Here is a 17,986-nt window from a genome sequence, read left to right as displayed (position 1 = left end):
GACGTATGCAACAGGAGATCCAAGTGCAAGGGCTTCGGCTGTCTCCCCACCAAAGGCGGCTATGGGGATTTCAACAACATGGCGAGGTGTGTCATACCCAGGCGGTCATCCGCATGGATGGTGAGTTCGACGGGGACCGGGTACATCATACACTCCGCCGGGTTGTGGCGCGTCATCACAGTCTCCGGACGACCTTTTATCGCGAACTCGGCGTCAAGGTCCCCTTTCAAGTCATTTTTGATCAGGATAATATCCTGTGGCAATGCCTCGACCTTCAGGGCCTTGCGCTCACCCGGCGTGAAGAGGTGGTTGAGGCCGAGCTGACGAACCAGCGCGCTGCCGCGGTCGACTGGGAACGGGGCCCGTTGGTCCGTGCCGCATGGTGTCTCATGTCGCCTGCACGATCACTACTGCTTCTTGATATTCCGGCCCTCTGTGCGGATCGGCGGTCGATCCAAAACATCGTGAGTGAGATGGGGCGATGGTACGGCGCGCGTGATGAAGATGATTCCACGGATGAGCCTGTCCAGTATGCGCAATTCTCAGAATGGCAGAATGAGTTGCTGACAGAGGATGAGGCCGAAGCCGGATGTGAGTGGTGGACCAAGCAAAACTTGTCTGCCTACCCGCCTCTGATCCTGCCCTTCGAACGATCACCAGCCCTCTCCTGCCGGTTCTCTCCGCTACGCTCGATTCGACAAGATGTGCCACAGGATGTGGCGAGGCGTTTGGAACAGATTGCGCGTGAGCAAAAGTCGTCAGTGGCAGTTATTCTCCACGCCTGCTGGCAAATGTTGCTCGCACGGGTGATGCGGCGACAAGATCTCATTTGTTGGTGGCGGTGTGACGGGCGTAAATACGACGAACTGCAGGACGGAATTGGACTATTTGAGAAATGGGTGCCGGTGTATGGACAACTTGACGGGCACATGTCTGTTCATGACGTGATTGTGCGAGCAGGGCAGGCCCATGGGCAAGCCATCGAGTGCCAGGAATACTTTCTCGGGGCAACGGACAGCGGGCAACGGAATGCGCTCACGGATCCGATCGGATTTGAATATGAGCGATTGGAGGATTCCTGTCGAATCGAGCAGGGCCTGCTGACACTCGAACGAACACTGCTCTGCACTGAACCGTTTAAATTACGACTGGCCTGTTCACAACAACACCGCTCGCTGTGTCTGGCCTGGCACTATAGTCCTGAACGGCTCTCGGGCGAATGGGTGGAACATTTGGCCGAACAATACATGACGTTGCTGGGCGGCATCCCAGAACATATCACCGATCCGATCGAGTGTCTGAGTCTGGTCGGCGTGCCTGAGCGTCAACGGCTGATCCATACATGGAATAATACGAAGCGCGCCTTCAATGAATCGGCGCCATTGCACCTACTGTTTGAAAGACAGGCGAGTCGACACGCTGCGGCCCCGGCTCTCGTCGCCGGTGATTGTGCCTTGACCTATGGGGAATTGAATGCCCAGGCCAACCAGGTGGCTCATGGCCTTATTCGCCGAGGGGTAAAGCAGGGGGATTGTGTCGGCCTGTGCATGGAGCGTTCCGCCGGAATGATTATTGGCTTATTGGGAGTGCTCAAAGCGGGAGCGGCATATGTTCCGATCGATCCGGCTCACGCGGACGTTCGCCTGGCGCCGCAAATGACTCAAAGTGGCGCAACGATTCTCCTGGTGGGGAATGAGTCGAGTGGCCCCTGGCCTGGATTCGAGGGAACGGTGCTGACACTTGATCCCCTCGCATCGGATTTTTCTGCAGAACCCGATATCGATCCGAATCGTCAGATTTCGTCTGACGATCTCGCCTATGTGATTTACACTTCGGGATCCACCGGAGTGCCGAAAGGTGTCGCCATTTCGCACAGGAGCGCGGTGAATTACACGCTGGCGCTCTGCCGGCAGTTGGACCTGAAGAAACCATTGAGGTTTGCAACAGTTTCTACGCTGAGTGCCGATCTCGGGAATACGGTGATCTTCACCAGTTTGGTTTCCGGAGGATGTCTCCATGTTATCTCTTATGAGATTGCGACAGATGGGCGATTGTTCGGTGCCTACATGGGATGCCATGCCGTGGATGTTTTGAAAATCGTGCCCTCTCATTTCAAGGCGTTGTTGGCCACTGCAACCGGCGGCCCCGTCTTTCCATCGCGTTACTTGATCCTAGGGGGCGAACCCCTGTCGCGCGAATTGGCTGAAACCGTGGCACAGCTCGGAAAGTGTATCGTGCTGAATCATTACGGACCGACCGAGACGACGATCGGTGCTCTCACGCATCGATGTTCCGAAGAATCGGACTCGACGCTGTCACAGAGTGTGCCCATTGGCCGGCCTCTCGACAATCTCGAAGCCTTTATCCTCGACCGACGGTTGGAGCTCCTCCCGGTGGGGGTACCCGGAGAACTGTATCTCGGCGGGGTGGGGCTGGCTCGCGGATATCTCGGTCTCCCTGACCGAACCGCCGAACGATTCCTGCCGCATCCCTATTCGACAGAGTCGGGTACACGCCTATACAGGACCGGCGACATGGCTCGGTATTTACCCAGCGGCGCAATCGAATTCCTGGGTCGACTCGATCATCAAGTGAAGATCAGAGGTTTCCGGATCGAACTGGGAGAAATCGAAACGATTCTGGCTCAGCATTCCGATGTTCAGGATGCCGTGGTGACGGTGCGCGAATCGGAGCAGGGCGAGCCTTATTTGGCTGCGTATTTGGTGGTGCGAGAGACGCTGTCGGACGGACAGCTGATTCAGGAATTTCTTCGGACGCGTCTTCCAGACTATATGATTCCGACAAGGGTGACGTATCTGCCTGCCTTACCCCTGACAGCAAACGGAAAGGTCGATCGGAAGGCCTTGCCTGAGCCGAACCCCGATGGAATGGGAAGAGCCGAGTTCGTGGCTCCTCGGACGGCCACCGAAGAAATTCTTGCTGGGCTTTGGAGCGAGGTGCTGAAGCGTGACACTCCGGGCATTCACGACAATTTTTTCGATCTTGGCGGGCATTCCCTTCTTGCCACACAAGTGATGTCCAGGCTGCGCCAAGCGTTTCATATCAATGTGCCGTTGCGGACGCTGTTTGAGTCGCCGAGTATTGCGCAATTGGCGGAGGTGGTAGATGCTGCTCGAACCCGCGGTGTCGATGCCTCCCGTCCCCCCGTTGTTCCGGTCTCGCGAATTGGCCCTATTCCGGTCTCGTTCGCGCAGCAGCGGTTGTGGGTGCTTGCACAGTTGGACCCGGACAGCCCGGCATACAATATTCCGATCGCGTTACAGATCAAGGGCCAACTCGATGTCCCAGCCTTAGAGGGGAGTTTCAATGAGATAGTGCGACGCCATGAGGTGTTGCGGACCACATTTACGACGGTAAACGGCGGGCTAATTCAGATTATGGCTCCCTCTCTCACGGTGATCTGTCCTCTCATTGATCTTCAACATATTCCAGAAAGGGATCGCGAAAGGGCCGCAATTCGATTAGCCGGGTCCGAGGCGCAACGACCGTTCGATCTTCGTTATGGACCTCTCTTGAGGGTAAGTCTCCTCCGGTTGCATCCGGATGAACATATCTTACTCCTCACTCTTCATCATATTGTCTCCGATGCATGGTCCGCCCATATTTTGATTCGTGAAGTGACGATTCTCTACGACGCTTTTCTGAAGGGACGATCTTCTCCGCTCTCCGATCTTCCTCTTCAGTATGCTGACTTTTCGCAATGGCAGCACGGATGGTTATCCGGTTCGATTCTGGAATCGGAATTACGTTATTGGAAAACTGTGTTGAGTGGCGAATTGCCGACCTTGCATCTTCCCACGGACCGTCCTCGGCCCCTTATTCAATCGTCCAGGGGAGGGATCGAAAGCCTGGTCCTTTCCGTGGATGTGTCGACGGCGGCTAAGGAACTCAGCCGCCGGACGAGTGCCACCATCTATATGACGTTGTTGACGGCATGGTATCTCCTCCTGTTCCGTTATTCGGGTCAAGGGGATTTGATCATCGGCACTCCCATCGCCAATCGCACCAGTAGAGAGGTGGAAGACCTGATCGGGTTCTTTGTGAATACACTCGCTATACGGATTCACGTTCGAGGATGTTCCACCGTGTCGGATATGATCGAACAGGTCCGCGAAGCGTGTTTGGGAGCCTATTCCCATCAGGACGTACCCTTCGAAAAGTTGGTGGAGGTGCTGCACCCGAGACGGGATATCGGCCGTGCGCCGATTTTTCAAGTCATGTTCGATCTTCAGAATGCGCCTTTCTCGGAGCTGGACGTACAAGGTCTTGAATTCACGTCGCTTGAAATTGAGAGTCAGACCGCCAAATTCGATTTATCGATGACGGTTCAGGAGTGGGATCAACAATTCGTCGTGTCGATCGAATACAGCAGTGATCTCTTTAATGCATCGACGATTCGGCGAATGCTCGAGCATTACGAACGGCTCCTTTCTGGTATGGCTGTGGGTCCCGAACGCCAGGTGATTGGCGTGCCGTTGTTGTCTCCTGAGGACAGACAGCAAATCCTCGCGCTCAATCGAGCGAATGAGCCGACACCGAGAGTTCGCTGCGTGCATGAAGAATTTGAGCGCCAAGTCGAACGCACTCCCGATGCCTCGGCAGTGATATGGGATGAACACGAGCTTTCCTATAGAGAACTTAATGCCAAATCCAATCAACTGGCTCGATTCCTGCGTGAGCGAGGAGTTGGACCTGAGAAGCGGGTCGGAATATGCATGGATCGTTCCCTGGATATGGCTGTGACGGTACTCGCGATTATGAAGGCCGGCGGCGCATATGTTCCAATCGATCCGAATTATCCCTCTCAGCGTCGGACTTCCTTAGCCCGCGATGCCGGAATCCATATACTCGTGACACATGAGGTCCGTATGGCCGAGGACAATGAGTTGTCGGACAACCTGCTATGTCTCGACGTTGCACAGGCTGAGATCGACGCATGCAGTCCGGACAATCTCGTCTCGCTCCCGGCGCTTTTGAATGCCGCATATGTCATTTATACATCGGGATCGACCGGCAAACCCAAAGGAGTCGTCATTTCTCATCAGGCATTGTCGCTTCATGCGGCGGCGGCGGCGCGAAGGTTTGGGATTCAATCGTCGGACCGCGTGCTTCAGTTTGCGGCGCTGAGTTTCGATGTGGCGGCAGAAGAGTTGTTTTCAACCTGGTTGTCCGGCGCCACAGTCATCCTTCAGCCCTGTCGGCTGTTCGATTCCATCCAAACTTTTCTGGATTTTCTCGTCCGGCAACGGATCAGTGTCGTGGGATTGCCTGCCTCGTATTGGCAACAGTGGGTAGGGCAGCTGGATGGGGCATTTGTTGAGGTTCCCCCGGATTTGCGGGTACTCATTGTCGGCAATGAAGCGGTTTCGGCGGCGGATCTGGGTCTATGGGTACAGCAGGTTGGAACACGCGTGCGCTGGCTGAATGCTTATGGACCGACCGAAGCGACTGTGACAGCCACGGTGTATGAACCTGATCTTGAACAACCGATTGTCGCGTCAGGTATCGTGCCGATCGGACGGCCGTTGCTTAACCGGTCGGTGTATATTTTGGATTCTACATTGAAGCCGGTTCCCATCGGTATGTCCGGAGAGCTGTATCTCGGGGGCGAGACTCTCGCGCGCGGGTATCTCCATCAGCCAGCTCTAACGGCTGAAATGTTTATGCCGGACGATTTCAGCGACATACCCGGGTCGCGTCTCTATAAGACCGGAGATTGCGCGCGCGTTAACAGCGACGGGACGATTGAATTTTTGGGTCGTATCGATGACCAAATCAAATTGCGTGGGTTTCGCATTGAGTTGGGTGAAATTGAGGCCACCCTTTGCCGACATCCCAATGTTCAAGAGGCGGCAATTGTCGCCCTGGAAGACGACAAAGCGGTCACGCGGCTGGTGGCGTACATCGTAGTTTGCGGTGATGTGAGCCCTGATCTGGGATGGTTGCGTCTATGGCTGGGAGAGTCCCTGCCCGACTATATGGTCCCTTCATTGATCGTTTCTCTCTCTCGTCTTCCTCGCACTGCTGGAGGAAAGATCGACCGAGCCGTGCTTCCGGATCCTGAATGGTCCGGCGAAAGCGGCGACGGTTATGTGGAACCGTCTACACCGATGGAAATCAGATTGGCCGCCCTCTGGAGCGAACTCCTCGGGGTGGGGACAGTCGGTAGCCATGACAATTTTTTTGATCTGGGCGGGCACTCTCTTCTCGCAGTACAGTTAATTTCAGGCCTCCAAAAAATCATCGATCGCCCTCTCTCTCTTATGGATCTGTTTCACGCGCCGACCGTGGCCGGCTTGGCCGGGTTGATCGAGAACGAGGAGGCGAGGACTTCATCGGGAATTGTGGTGTTGCGGGCGGGCAGCATTCATTCTCCGCTCTATTGTTTTGACCCCACCGGTACCCATGTGCAGGCTTATCGACCTCTTGCCTTGTCTCTGCCTGTCGAACAACCGGTCTATGGATTGTCGTTGAACCATATTTTCTCCATGAAGTGGCAGGAGATGTCTCTTGCCGCAATTGCGTCACAACAGGCGCGCTTGATCGTGAATCGCCAGCCGACGGGACCCTATCGCCTTCTGGGATGGTCGAATGGAGGAGTGATGGCTTTCGCAACCGCTCAGGTGCTGGAACAGCAAGGGAAGTCCGTGGACTTTTTGGGGGTCCTGGATACCCAGCCTGATCTTGCGGTGTATGGCGTGAAGGATGCGACGCCAATCGACGAACTTATGGCCTATATCCGGCGGGATCGAGAAGAGGCGTTCAACTCGATTTCCGAAAGCGAGCGAAATACACTCCAACAACGTCTCATGGATCTATCGGGAGATGCACGACTTGAATATGCCATTCGATGGGCGCAGGAGCGGGATTTTCTCTCGATGGCGGAGGCGGAGGCATCGGTCGGCGTCCTTAAGCTCGGCTATGCCTTGGCGAAAGAGGCCGCCCTTTTCTTGAACGCTTCAGAATCCGAACCGATTGCCGCGCCGATTCATGTCTGGTGGAGCAGTGCGACTCTAGCTCGTGTGGGGTCTGCTCCCATAGACTGGCGAAGGTACACCAAGGGTCTGGTTGAACAGTATACGGTCCTTGGGGAACATAGTGATGTCATTCAGAGTATTCAGGTGCATCAGACACTCGACGAGATCATGAACCGGCTCAATCACATGGCATAATTACTAGGGTTGGGGAAAACAGTTTCCCTAATTCGCCCTGCCTTGATCCTTCCATCCCCCGCTTGGCATAGTCGGACTCTCGATTTGGTGTGAATAAAAACACCGTCTAAATCAAAGCGTTTTGGCCTCGTCCTGCATCCTATTAGAGAGCATTGTTCAGATTCCTGGGCTTCGAAACGGGGCGGGGACAAAAACTCCTGCCAGCTATGGGCTCAGGTCGAATCTCGTGTCCAAATCATTCGAAATTAACCGCGCCACACCTTTCTAAATGAGCTGAAAGGCCGAAGGAGGAGTAGGTTTCGCATGTCCTTGTCCAGGTTCGATGTGGCGGTGTCTGCTGGCAGATGACCGACTGTCCAGGGCATGCGAATTTTTGGAGGCCCGGTATTGTGCGATCATGCGTGAGCGACTAATCCACGATGGCGAATGCCATCGTGGAAACCGGAATGGTCCAATTATGTTCTTCGCCTGAGTTTGGGATTAATGTGTGTTAGTAGTGCTCACCAGGCTCCATCCGGCATGGGGTCAGGTTTCCGGCCTTTTATGTCTTTGAAGGGAATGGACACCAATCGCTGACACCGCGCGCACTTAATTTCAATCCCGCAGTGTTCCCATCGTGCGACCAGCTTTCCACATTTACAGCGGATATCCTTTGTCATCTGTTCCGGTGTCCGATGAGGGCCGGGATTTTGGGAATTGTGGCCAGCCATTATATGTATTGCCTTCCGTGTCCAATCATGTGGCGTTCACCATCCATGCTGAACGCCATTTCGTCGCACCCGACTTCCCTCTCACAATGCATCGATGAGATGATGCTGAGATGTCATGTTCATTCCGATGACATTGAGCGGGCCTGTATTTTTTGAATTCATTCCCAAAATATATACGAGTGCAGATTTGGAGCCGGGACGAGGTCCTTTCCATTTTCTCTTTCTCCTTTAGAACCGCGTGGTTTATTGGCGATTTGATAAAGGAACATTCCGTTGTCTCCGGTCAAGTTGAGAACAGTGCTATTGGTTACTTGAAAACGACGCGGGACAGTTGGGTTGCGGGCAACTCGACTTCTCCAAACGCGGACTGACCTTTAAAGCTTCCGGCAATTGCCAGCTGGAATTCTCCTGTCTTCCCGTCCTTCAGAGTGACGTTTGCAACCGGCGGGGATTCCTTGCCAGAGGCTTTAAGATCGATTTCCTTTATGGAGAAAAACTTGATTTTCACCGTAGACGTGCCTCGCTTGACCGGTAATTCCCGAAGTTCGTGGGGAATAAAGGACGTTTCACTGACTTTTTCTTCATAATAAAAGATAATGTTGTCCATCTCCGTCTGAAGACCTTCTGTATCAGTTGCCACGGCCCGGAAGGATTCTCCGGACTCTGAGGCGGACCATGCTACTACCGGTGCCGCAACGCATAAAAAGGTACCGAACAACAGAACAACGTATGGGTTGGTCAACCTTCGATTCATTTTTTTGTTACACATCGCATACTCCTTTGGGTTAAATTCTTTGGTTGTTGGATGAATGATTGTCTTGGTATGTCGGATATCAGGGATGTAGAGGATTCCTCTTGTTGTTATCCATCGAGTTTATAGGTCAGAGGCACTAAAATGGTTATTTGCGGGTGCCCTAATGCATGATTAAGTGTCAACGGAGAAAGTTTCCACAGCAGGCTCAAGGCATCCTTATCAAGAATTTCATGCCCTGACGTTTCCGCCACCCGGAGGTGCAAAATTGTTCCGTCCTGGCGAATGACGGCTTCCAGCACGACTTTTCCTTCCCATTCATTCTGACGCGCTTCCCTCGGGTAGCTTTTGTATTTCTCAATTTGATGCCAAATAGTTTGTGCTAACCACCCATAATCTGCCTGGGCCTCAGGATACGACTGGATGGGGCGTTCCACCGCAGCGGTTCGCTGATGAATCCGTGGTGCTGGGCGTTCGCGAGCAATCTTCTTTTCTTGGGCTATCGGCACGGTCGGTTCGACTACTTCCGCTTTCGTCTGAATTGCCTGGGATTGCACTGAAGCTTCAGGGCGCGTCGTGGGTACGGATTCGGTCACCCGTTCGGCGACCAGGGTGGTCTGCATGGGAGAATCAACCCTTTCCCTGACCTCGGCTAAGGGGGTAGGGAGTGCTTGAGGAGAGGGCTCCGCCTGCTGAGTGAGACTGGTTTCTCGTTGCATGACCGGTTTCACCTGTTCCACGGATTTTGAATGGGTGGATGGCGAAAGAATGTGTTTGGCAGGCTCCGAGACGATCTCCTGTTTAATCGGCGTCGATTCCAGGATCGGCTTGGCCTGCACCGGTTCTGGAGTTTTTTCCTGTCTGGGCATTGGGACAGTGTCGGTATGGAGGACTTCCTGGGTTTTCTTGGTAGGCAGGGGTTTGTGTTCTTCGATGACGGGCTCTCTTTTCGTCATCGGTTGTTGGACGGGTGTTGGGAGAGGCACTTTCTCCGGTACGACTTGTTGGTGAACGGGCGTCGGTTTGGGCAGTTCCTGGGGTACCGGTTGGTTGTGGATTTTGGGAGGAGCCGGTTTAATGAAGGCCATGTCCAATTTCAACGGTTCTGATTGCGACGTCGGTTGCAGATCTGTAATGAGGAGAATGGCGAGACTGACAAATAATATGTGAACAAAGGTGGACCCTGCCCAGGCTTGAACCCGGCAATGGTCCGGAGCCACACTTAAGGCTTCTAGCGTGGCGAGGGTCATGATCGAATGACCTCGAGACTAATTTGCTCAAACCCTAATCCCTTCACCTCGTCCACGACCTCGACAAACCGTTCTAAGATTATGACTCGATCGGCACGCACGAGGATAAGAGAGTCTTTGGAGTGGGTTTGGAGAGCAAGGAGTAGGTCCGGGCGGGTCATCGGCCGGTCATTCAGGAAAATCTTTCCTTCCGCTGTCAGGGTCACCACCAAAGGAGTGTCCTTCTTTGTTCCGGCTTCCTTAGCCTTGGCGAGGTCGACAGGGATTTGACCAGTCGTGATAAACGTCGCGGTGGTCATCACGATGACCAAGAGCACTAACATGACATCCACCAGCGGGATCACGTTGATTTGGTTGAGTTCACGTTCCATGTTGCACTTTGTAGAGAGAGATTAATTCCGTCACTCGCCGTCTGAGCACATTATTCAGGACCACACAAGGAATGGCGACGAGCAATCCGATTGCCGTGGCTTTCAATGCCAGACTCAACCCGACCATGATGGTACTGACAGCCATCGTGCCGGATGTTCCCATGGTATGAAAGGTCAGCATGATACCCAACACCGTTCCCAATAAGCCGATATACGGCGCATTGGCGGCGACGGTTCCAATGATCACCAAGCGCTTGGTCAGGGCCACTTCAAACGTTTCCTGGTCGGGATATTTTCGAGGATCGACCTGCCGGTAAAACAACCAGCGTTCTATGGCAACAGCGATAGCCCAAAAACTCAAGGCGATTAAAAGCCCAATAATTCCGTAATCAATCAGTTGATGCAAAATTTCCATGGGTGTTATTCCTGACTTCTAAGGTTCGTGACCTTCACGGTGGTACCTCGTTGGGTTTATTGGAAATGGGTGTGTTTTATGTTAGGTAGGGCCTTTTGCGGGGATCCCGTGCCGGGACTGCATAAACTCTTTGACATAGAAAACGAGATGACATTAGTGACTTGGGTCGATCAAACCTGAACAGGTAGTGTCCGACTGGTCCATGGAGGGGAAACAGGTCAATCATGCCCGACACCGCAACAGGATTAAATTAATTGATAATGGTGATAGCGTCATATTGGGAGTAGACGTATGAATGAGGGAAAACCGGACATGCCGGACTATAATTTTTTAATGAATTTTATTGAATCCTATGCCTAATCCCGAGGTTGAAGGCTTCCCTTCGGTTTGTTGCCTTCCCTTGTCCATCGGTGGTTGCCATTTGAGGATGAAAGGTCTCGACGGGTACATTCATCTCAGTTTGCTTGACGAAGATTCGTCAATCCAATAAAAAAGTCAGCGGTACGGATAAACTGACCTGGTTGGATGGAAGAGGGTGACCCAAATCCAGCGGAGATGCTTGGCGTACGATGGTCAAAGCCGTTTGGTCGAGCACTTCAAATCCCGAACTTTCCTGGATTTCCATGTCGATCAGATGGCCACCTTCAAGAACTTTCATGTGGACCACGACTTTACCCTCCCATTTGTTTAATCGCGCAATTTCCGGGTAGAACTTTAACCGCTCTAACATCATCCTCAGATCTGTGATTAACCACCCATAATCGGGTTGTGTCTCCCGTCTCTGAATCGGTGGGTAAAATGCTCGTGCACGATGAATAACCCTCGGTTCTTCCCGGGCACTCGGTTGCATTACCTGTTCAGCCCGGTCTACGACTCTTTTGACCGGTGGAGGTACGTTTGCCGTATGACCGTGGGTAAACGGCACCGCGTTGATCCGTTCTTGATTCAATGGTTGAGAGTTTGCGGTAGTGGTTCTTGATGGTGATCTGGTCTGTTTTTGCCTATTGAACGATTGGTTGACCGGAAAATCCGTTGAGGGGAATGGCATCATTTTGGATTGGACAGTTGATGCGGTCGTAAGTTTTGTTGGACTTCCTTCTAATTTGGCGCGTGAGTGGTTACTTGATGCAACAGGTGCCAGGTGGTCAGAGGACTCAGAATGGGCTACCACGGTTTCTTGAGGAGGCGCTGAAGGCAAGGGAGACGGGGTATCGGATGTCACAGGCTCCGGGATGGGAGCGGTTGTCAGTGAAACATTCCAACGAAATGTGGAAGGTTCAATTTCCCTTTTTGGTTCGCCGGCGTGAAAGGCTACAGAATACCCAATCGACAAGATCAAGGCGTGCAACAGAAAAGAACCTCCAAGCGCTTTAGAGGATCTGAATCGGTTGCAGGAATGATACTTCGCAGGTCGCAGAATCGGATATGAAAAAGGCCTCTCATCAACCCAAATGGCTTTAAGCATGTTTTGACTTTCATGCCTTAACCATCAGAAAGAGGGATATAGGTATTTTGCCAAATGCTTCTCATTAACGAAGAAAAGCATTATGACCGTGCTGTTCCCGACATCATCACTCAAGACGCAAGACCCTAAAAACAAGGAGAGCCCAAAGGTGTAATGGACCTTTGGGCTCTAGTCTCACGGACTTCTAGCCTCTACTTCCTTTATGGAATGAGGGAATTTCTGCCTTGGTGAATTCTAAATACCCGAATCCTCTAACTTAAGATTTAATGGCAAAAGTTGATTTTTAGAAATACTGAGTATGAATATTGTAAGTATAAAATAAGTTTATTGATAGTGAGAATAAATATCATTAAATAATTGACACTGTCAATATGAATGGGAAAGTTTGAATTTTTTCCACTGTTTCTTTTCTAATGGTTAGGGATGTTGGAAGTCGAGGGTTCGGTGATCCAAAACACACCAACCGATTGGCTTTCAATAGGTGAAATTGACCCGTAGAGAGGTTTCCCTGGGCTTCATTTGTCGGGTAACAATCATCTCGAGGGCCAATCGAGGCAAGTAGACAAATTTGGGTCTTTACAACGCTACTAGCCGACATCCGAAGCCCCTGAGATCGGGCATCGATCCCACCTTCCATCCAGCCAGTGTTGGCTTTAAAACCTTAGGTTCATAGCCTATACTATCGCGTCGTTGACGGGTGTAACCCGACACACACAGGCCCAAAGGGCTCTAAAATGGGGTGCAAACCCAAGGCATAGGGGGCTGGCTGAAGTTCTGACAGGGTGATCTCTATTTTCCTATGACATACGCCGCGCAGGAATCACAATTTAATTTTCTTCATGTCAAGGGAGATGTTCTCGGTGGCTTGACCGCTGGAGTGGTGACCTTACCCCTGGCCCTGGCCTTTGGCCTTCAATCCGGACTGGGAGCGGTTTCCGGGCTGTATTGTGCAATTCTGCTGGGGGCCGTTGCCATTCTTTTTGGCGGCACGCGCACGCTCATCAGTACTCCAACCGGCCCCATGACGGTGGTCGCCGCGTTGACTGTTTCTCAAGCCATCAGTATCGCCGGGAGCCTGGAATTGGCCCTGGGGACGATTATCGGAATATTCATCTTAGCGGGTGTGGTGCAAATCGTCTTCGGGCTCCTCAAAATTGGCGGCAATATCAAATATATTCCCTTTCCGGTGCTTTCCGGGTTTATGACCGGCATTGGCATTATTCTGATCTTATTTGAAGTGTTTCCGTTAATGGGCTTGTCGGCGCCCTCCACCATCTATGGAGTGTTCACCGGGGGGGCGCAGGCCCTGCGCGACATGAATATACAAGCGCTTGCGCTGGGGGGCCTGACCCTGGTGATTCTGTATGCGGCCCCTAAGGTCAGTACCACCATTCCGGCTGCGCTGATGGCCTTGTTGGTTGGAACCTTCCTTGCACTGGCGACCGGTTTGTCTGTTCCACTGATTGGGGAGGTGTCCCAGGGCTTGCCTTCCTTTCAACTTGAACGGTTATTGAATGTGGACGTTTCTCAACCGTCCTTTATCATCACCGCCGCGCTGACCCTTGGAGCCTTGGGATGCATCGACACCCTCTTGACCGCTGTCATTGTCGACAAGATTACCGAAACCAAACATCAGAGTAACCGGGAATTAATCGGTCAGGGAATGGGCAATGTGGCGTCGGCACTCTTTGGTGGATTACCCGGTGCGGGAACGACCATGTCGTCGATCGTCAATGTGAAGGCTGGAGGTCGTACACGGCTCGCCGGGGTGGTTTCCAGTCTTTTTCTGCTGGCTGTGCTCTTAGGCCTGGGTGCATATGTTCAATATGTGCCCATTCCCGTTCTGGCGGCCATACTCATTACTGTGGGGTTGGACATTATCGACTATAAGGGGCTCAAGGAAGTGGTGAAAGTGGACCGGGCTGAAAGCGCCATCCTCTTCATCGTGTTGTTCCTGACCGTGTTTGTCGATTTGATCACAGCCGTCGGAGCAGGGATGACCCTCTCCGTCTTTGTGTTCATGAAAAAAATGGGGGACATCGGAGAAGAAAAAATTGTCCTGTTTCCCCTTCGGTTGCTAAAAATCAGAAAACCTTGCGACCTGAGGGAAGAATTCGTCTTACCACAGAATTATCTAGATACCGTGTATATCAAAACATTTACAGGTCCGGTTTTCTTCGGCTTTTCTCATTTTTTAATCGATAATATTAAACAATTGCCCACGGTCAACATTCTTATTTTTGAGATGAATCGTGTGCCGTATCTCGACCAATCAGCCGCTCATGCCCTGGAATTAGTCTTTGAATACATGCAAAAGCGGGGTATTCGAGTCCTGTTGGCCAACGTGAATCCCCAACCTCTGGAGATGCTCCGCGCGGTGAATCTGACGCCAAGACTCATTCCGGAACATCATATTTTTGGAGATATTTTCGATTGCGTGCGATGCCTGGAGGAAGAGTTTGTGGCAGGCGAATCTTCCCTGAAGCCACGAGTGATTGAAATTTAGAACGTCGATTGCCACAAACGGTGCCGGGAAAAAATGACAACGATCACGAACCTCAATCACCCCTATTCACCATGGCAGGAATCCTATGAGTAAACCCCTTTCAGCCATTCCCGTTTTTTCGATCACGACTATTGGCTATGTGGTCCTAATGGTCAGTGTTGCCCTGGTCATCTCCCTGGTTGATGGCATGTTTCCGTTGGGCGTGTCCATTAGTGAAGCCTATGCTGTGTTGGGATTATTGGGTTTCATGGCGAAAGATAAGCGGTTGATCTATGGCGGGGCCATTGCCGGGACGGTTCTCACATTAGAAGGGGCGTTTATTTCCGATCCCGGGGTGCCGTTATGGATGGGAGAGATCAATCGGGCACTTTCCATTTTCATCATATGGCTGGTTGCTGTGTTTGCCTTGGGACAACTGCGGTTTATCGAAGAGCAGAAAGAATCGGAAAAAATGAAAATGGCGTATAACCTTTTGAAGCAGGAAACAACCTTTCTGAAACTGAATCAGGAAATTGCCGTGTTATCCAATACCAATGATCCGGTGGAGGATGCCTTAAAACAGGCTATGAAAGTGATCTGCGACTATACGGGGTGGCCGGTCGCCCATCTCTATATCCGTGACGGCGATAATGATCTGTTGAGTCCCGGCAAAATTTGGATTCTGAGGGACTGGAGTAAGTTCGAAACGTTTCGACAGGTGACGGAATCAAGGAAGTTTGTGCCTGGAGAAGGGCTGCCTGGTCGAGTGTTGGCCAGTGGAAAGGCAGCCTGGATCAAAAATGTGACTAAGGATCCCAATTTCCCTCGCGCCCGTCTTGCCAAGGAAATAGGCGTGAAGGCCGGCTTTGCGTTTCCAATTTTAATTGGACCGAAAGTGGTGGCGGTGATGGAGTTTTTCTCGGAAGAAGCGATGGAGCCGGATAGCAAGCTCCTGGACGTCATGGAAATCATCGGCTACCTGTTGGGTCGTATCTTTGAACGAGATCACGCCGGTCTAAAACGAGGCGAATATGAGGACCACTTGAGACGTCTCTACAGCCGGATCAAAGCGGTGCGGGAACTAGAAAACGTGCCGGGTGATCACAAGAGAACTGCCGAAGGCATTCATGACGAATTACGATAAATAGTCTGAGCAGTCGAAATGTGTTCCATTTTCGCTACCCTTCAAAAGCAAGAAGTTGTCTAGTTCGTTCCGTGCAGAAGTCTCTACAACAGTTGCCTTGATGACATCAAGTCCTCGCGAATTTCAATCTCCCCAATCACGAAATAAGTGAGTCCTCCATGACGAGGTGGTGATTCTCTATACAACAGGACGTCGGATGTCTGTGGAAAACGGGTTCATTATTTCCATTGACAATTTATGTCCATACTTTAGAATGGCGCATTAAAAAGCCACCCCAGGGATAAGGAGTGATAGCAAAATAGGAACCATGGCCTTCATCTATTTTCAATAGGGGGTATGTATGCCTGATAAACCCGTTCGTGCCATTGATCCCCTCGGGATTATTGCTCTGGCCGGCGTCCTCGTAAATCATGGGCCCCTCTACTGTTCATGTGAAGGCAAGCCGGGCCCTGGCTGCTCCTGTCAGGACAAGCCTCCTGGGTGTTCATGCGAAGATAAGCCGGGCCCTGGCTGTTCCTGTCAATTGAAGCCGGTCAAAACAGATATTCTTGAGGTGGTGTCCAATCCGATTTTTCGTGAAGTTGTGGCGGGAATGGATATCAAAAAGCTCAAGAGCATAGAAGATTTCCTGTCTATTGTGGAGGAAATTCGTACGAAAATGAATTCCTCCAAGCTTCCGACTCGCTCCACGGGCAAGAAAAAATCCTAATGTCTGAAAGGAGAGTCTTCTATGCCTACAGCCTTACTGATGCCGCAGAAACGAAGCAGAATTCGCAGTCCTACTCCGGAGGATTTCATTGAAGAACGCATTGAAGGAGCAGGAGAGACCTTCCTTGTTTCGTTTTTAAACGGGTATTTGTACTACGCCCCCCTGTCAAATGTCAGCATGATTCTCGACGAATTTGGCGCATCGACCGTCAGGAAATATTTTCGTCAGGAGACGCTTTTTCCCAACGAGCAATCTCTGATCGATGATCTCGTCAAACGCAAAGTGTTCAAGGTCCCCGAGACGCAACAGCGGTCGTTGACCAAGCCCAGCACGCGATGGGCGCCAACCAGCGTGACCTTCTCCAATACTCAGAAATGTACCTTGCGATGCACGTACTGTTATGCCGAAGGCGGGAGGTTGGAAGATTTAGATATACCCTTGCCGGTAGCGAAAGGGGCCATTGATTTAATTGTTCAGAACGCACATGTGCAAAATGTGGATCCGTCCATCCGGTTTTTAGGTGAAGGGGAAGCCACGGCCAGTTGGGGTGTATTTCGGGAAATTATTGAATACTACAAAGAGCAGTGCAGGGCCAATCATTTCAAACCCTCCATATCGTTAAGTACGAATGGGGTATTCGCCCAATCACGGCTGGATTACATTGCAGAGAACTGCACCCATCTGACCTTCTCCTTGGACGGCGTGCGGGAAGTGCATGATGAGCATAGGGTTCTGCCGAATGGCGGGGGTTCGTTCAATCGTATTATTGCCACCATGAAGGGGCTTGAGATGCGGGGGAAAGCATACGATATCCGATCGACGGTGACAGTCTTAGGGAGTTCGACATTGTCGGAGTTTGTTGCGTTTGTCGGCGAGAACCTCCAATGCAAAAGTCTCCACTTCGAACCGGTCTTCGATGCCACAAATGTGACAAACCTGAAGGACCAGATTGACCATCTCGATGGAAAGATCTTCGTTGATCATTTCCGTGAGGCAAGACGAGTGGCTGCAGGTTTTGGAATTCAACTGCACTTTTCAGCCGCTTCCCTGAAACACCGGGAAACGTTCTGTGGAGCCAGTGATGCGAGTAATTTCCTGGTCACCTCGCGTGGAATTGTGACTTCATGTAACGAAGTTCTCCAACCTTCGGATCCTCGAGCCAAGTTGTTTCAATATGGAGCGTGGAATCAGGAGGACGGTGAATTCGTCCTGGATCATGAAGCGATTGATCGTTTAGGGAAACTCAATGTGCATGATATGCCGAAGTGCCAGGGGTGCATCGCGAAGTTTAATTGCGCAGGAGACTGCTATGCCAAGAGTGCTTCCTCGACGGGAGACCCGGCTTCGGCGGGATACACGGAACGGTGTCATATCACACGAGAATTGCTCAAAGATAATCTCCTCCTTGCACTCATATTTAAAATGGCTGGTGTAAATGCGAGTGGGTCACCCCAACATGCTTGTCCCATGTAGTAATCGAATAGAGCAAATTC

Annotated in this window: 11 protein-coding genes; 5 read left to right on the top strand and 6 right to left on the bottom strand. The window is 51.7% G+C overall.

Annotated features, from left to right (window positions below; genetic code table 11):
- Positions 1 to 5: 5 nt before the first annotated feature.
- Positions 6 to 7,193: an amino acid adenylation domain-containing protein gene (locus ACTRXD_RS12845; RefSeq protein ID WP_442432196.1), complete on the top strand. Its 7,188-nt coding sequence runs from the start codon at positions 6 to 8 to the stop codon at positions 7,191 to 7,193.
- A gap of 500 nt (positions 7,194 to 7,693) precedes the next feature.
- Here ACTRXD_RS12845 and ACTRXD_RS12840 read toward each other — a convergent pair whose 3' ends face one another.
- The 6 genes from ACTRXD_RS12840 to ACTRXD_RS12815 form a co-directional block, all read right to left on the bottom strand.
- Entirely contained in the window at positions 7,694 to 7,903 is a 210-nt protein-coding gene (locus ACTRXD_RS12840) for a hypothetical protein (protein ID WP_442432195.1), read from the bottom strand.
- Positions 7,904 to 8,210: 307 nt separating this feature from the next.
- Positions 8,211 to 8,672: a hypothetical protein gene (locus ACTRXD_RS12835; RefSeq protein WP_442432194.1), complete on the bottom strand. Its 462-nt coding sequence runs from the start codon at positions 8,670 to 8,672 to the stop codon at positions 8,211 to 8,213.
- Between the two features lie 92 nt (positions 8,673 to 8,764).
- Positions 8,765 to 9,904 (bottom strand): TonB family protein, encoded by a 1,140-nt coding sequence (locus tag ACTRXD_RS12830; protein WP_442432193.1) that lies wholly within the window; start codon positions 9,902 to 9,904, stop codon positions 8,765 to 8,767.
- Entirely contained in the window at positions 9,901 to 10,275 is a 375-nt protein-coding gene (locus tag ACTRXD_RS12825) for an ExbD/TolR family protein (RefSeq protein ID WP_442432192.1), read from the bottom strand. Before ACTRXD_RS12825 ends, ACTRXD_RS12830 begins: the two co-directional genes overlap by 4 nt.
- On the bottom strand, positions 10,265 to 10,690 hold the full coding sequence (gene exbB, locus ACTRXD_RS12820) for a TonB-system energizer ExbB (protein ID WP_442432191.1): 426 nt from the start codon (positions 10,688 to 10,690) through the stop codon (positions 10,265 to 10,267). Before exbB ends, ACTRXD_RS12825 begins: the two co-directional genes overlap by 11 nt.
- A gap of 478 nt (positions 10,691 to 11,168) precedes the next feature.
- Positions 11,169 to 12,038, bottom strand: a complete 870-nt coding sequence (locus ACTRXD_RS12815) for an energy transducer TonB (protein ID WP_442432190.1) — start codon at positions 12,036 to 12,038, stop codon at positions 11,169 to 11,171.
- Positions 12,039 to 12,954: 916 nt separating this feature from the next.
- On the opposite strand from ACTRXD_RS12815, the gene ACTRXD_RS12810 reads away from it, so the two are divergent.
- The 4 genes from ACTRXD_RS12810 (at position 12,955) to ACTRXD_RS12795 (ending at position 17,966) form a co-directional block, all read left to right on the top strand.
- Positions 12,955 to 14,661, top strand: coding sequence for a SulP family inorganic anion transporter (locus ACTRXD_RS12810; protein ID WP_442432189.1), 1,707 nt, complete (start codon positions 12,955 to 12,957; stop codon positions 14,659 to 14,661).
- An 85-nt stretch (positions 14,662 to 14,746) separates the two neighbouring features.
- Positions 14,747 to 15,784: a GAF domain-containing protein gene (locus ACTRXD_RS12805; RefSeq protein WP_442432188.1), complete on the top strand. Its 1,038-nt coding sequence runs from the start codon at positions 14,747 to 14,749 to the stop codon at positions 15,782 to 15,784.
- 340 nt (positions 15,785 to 16,124) lie between these two features.
- Positions 16,125 to 16,493 (top strand): hypothetical protein, encoded by a 369-nt coding sequence (locus tag ACTRXD_RS12800; RefSeq protein ID WP_442432187.1) that lies wholly within the window; start codon positions 16,125 to 16,127, stop codon positions 16,491 to 16,493.
- 21 nt (positions 16,494 to 16,514) lie between these two features.
- Positions 16,515 to 17,966 (top strand): radical SAM protein, encoded by a 1,452-nt coding sequence (locus tag ACTRXD_RS12795; RefSeq protein ID WP_442432186.1) that lies wholly within the window; start codon positions 16,515 to 16,517, stop codon positions 17,964 to 17,966.
- Positions 17,967 to 17,986: the final 20 nt, after the last annotated feature.

The organism is Nitrospira sp. T9 (genome assembly GCF_052156535.1).
In the GTDB taxonomy this organism is placed as follows: domain Bacteria; phylum Nitrospirota; class Nitrospiria; order Nitrospirales; family UBA8639; genus Nitrospira_E.
The sequence above is the reverse complement of the archived record's forward strand: the minus strand, read 5'-3'. Positions and strand labels throughout refer to the sequence as shown.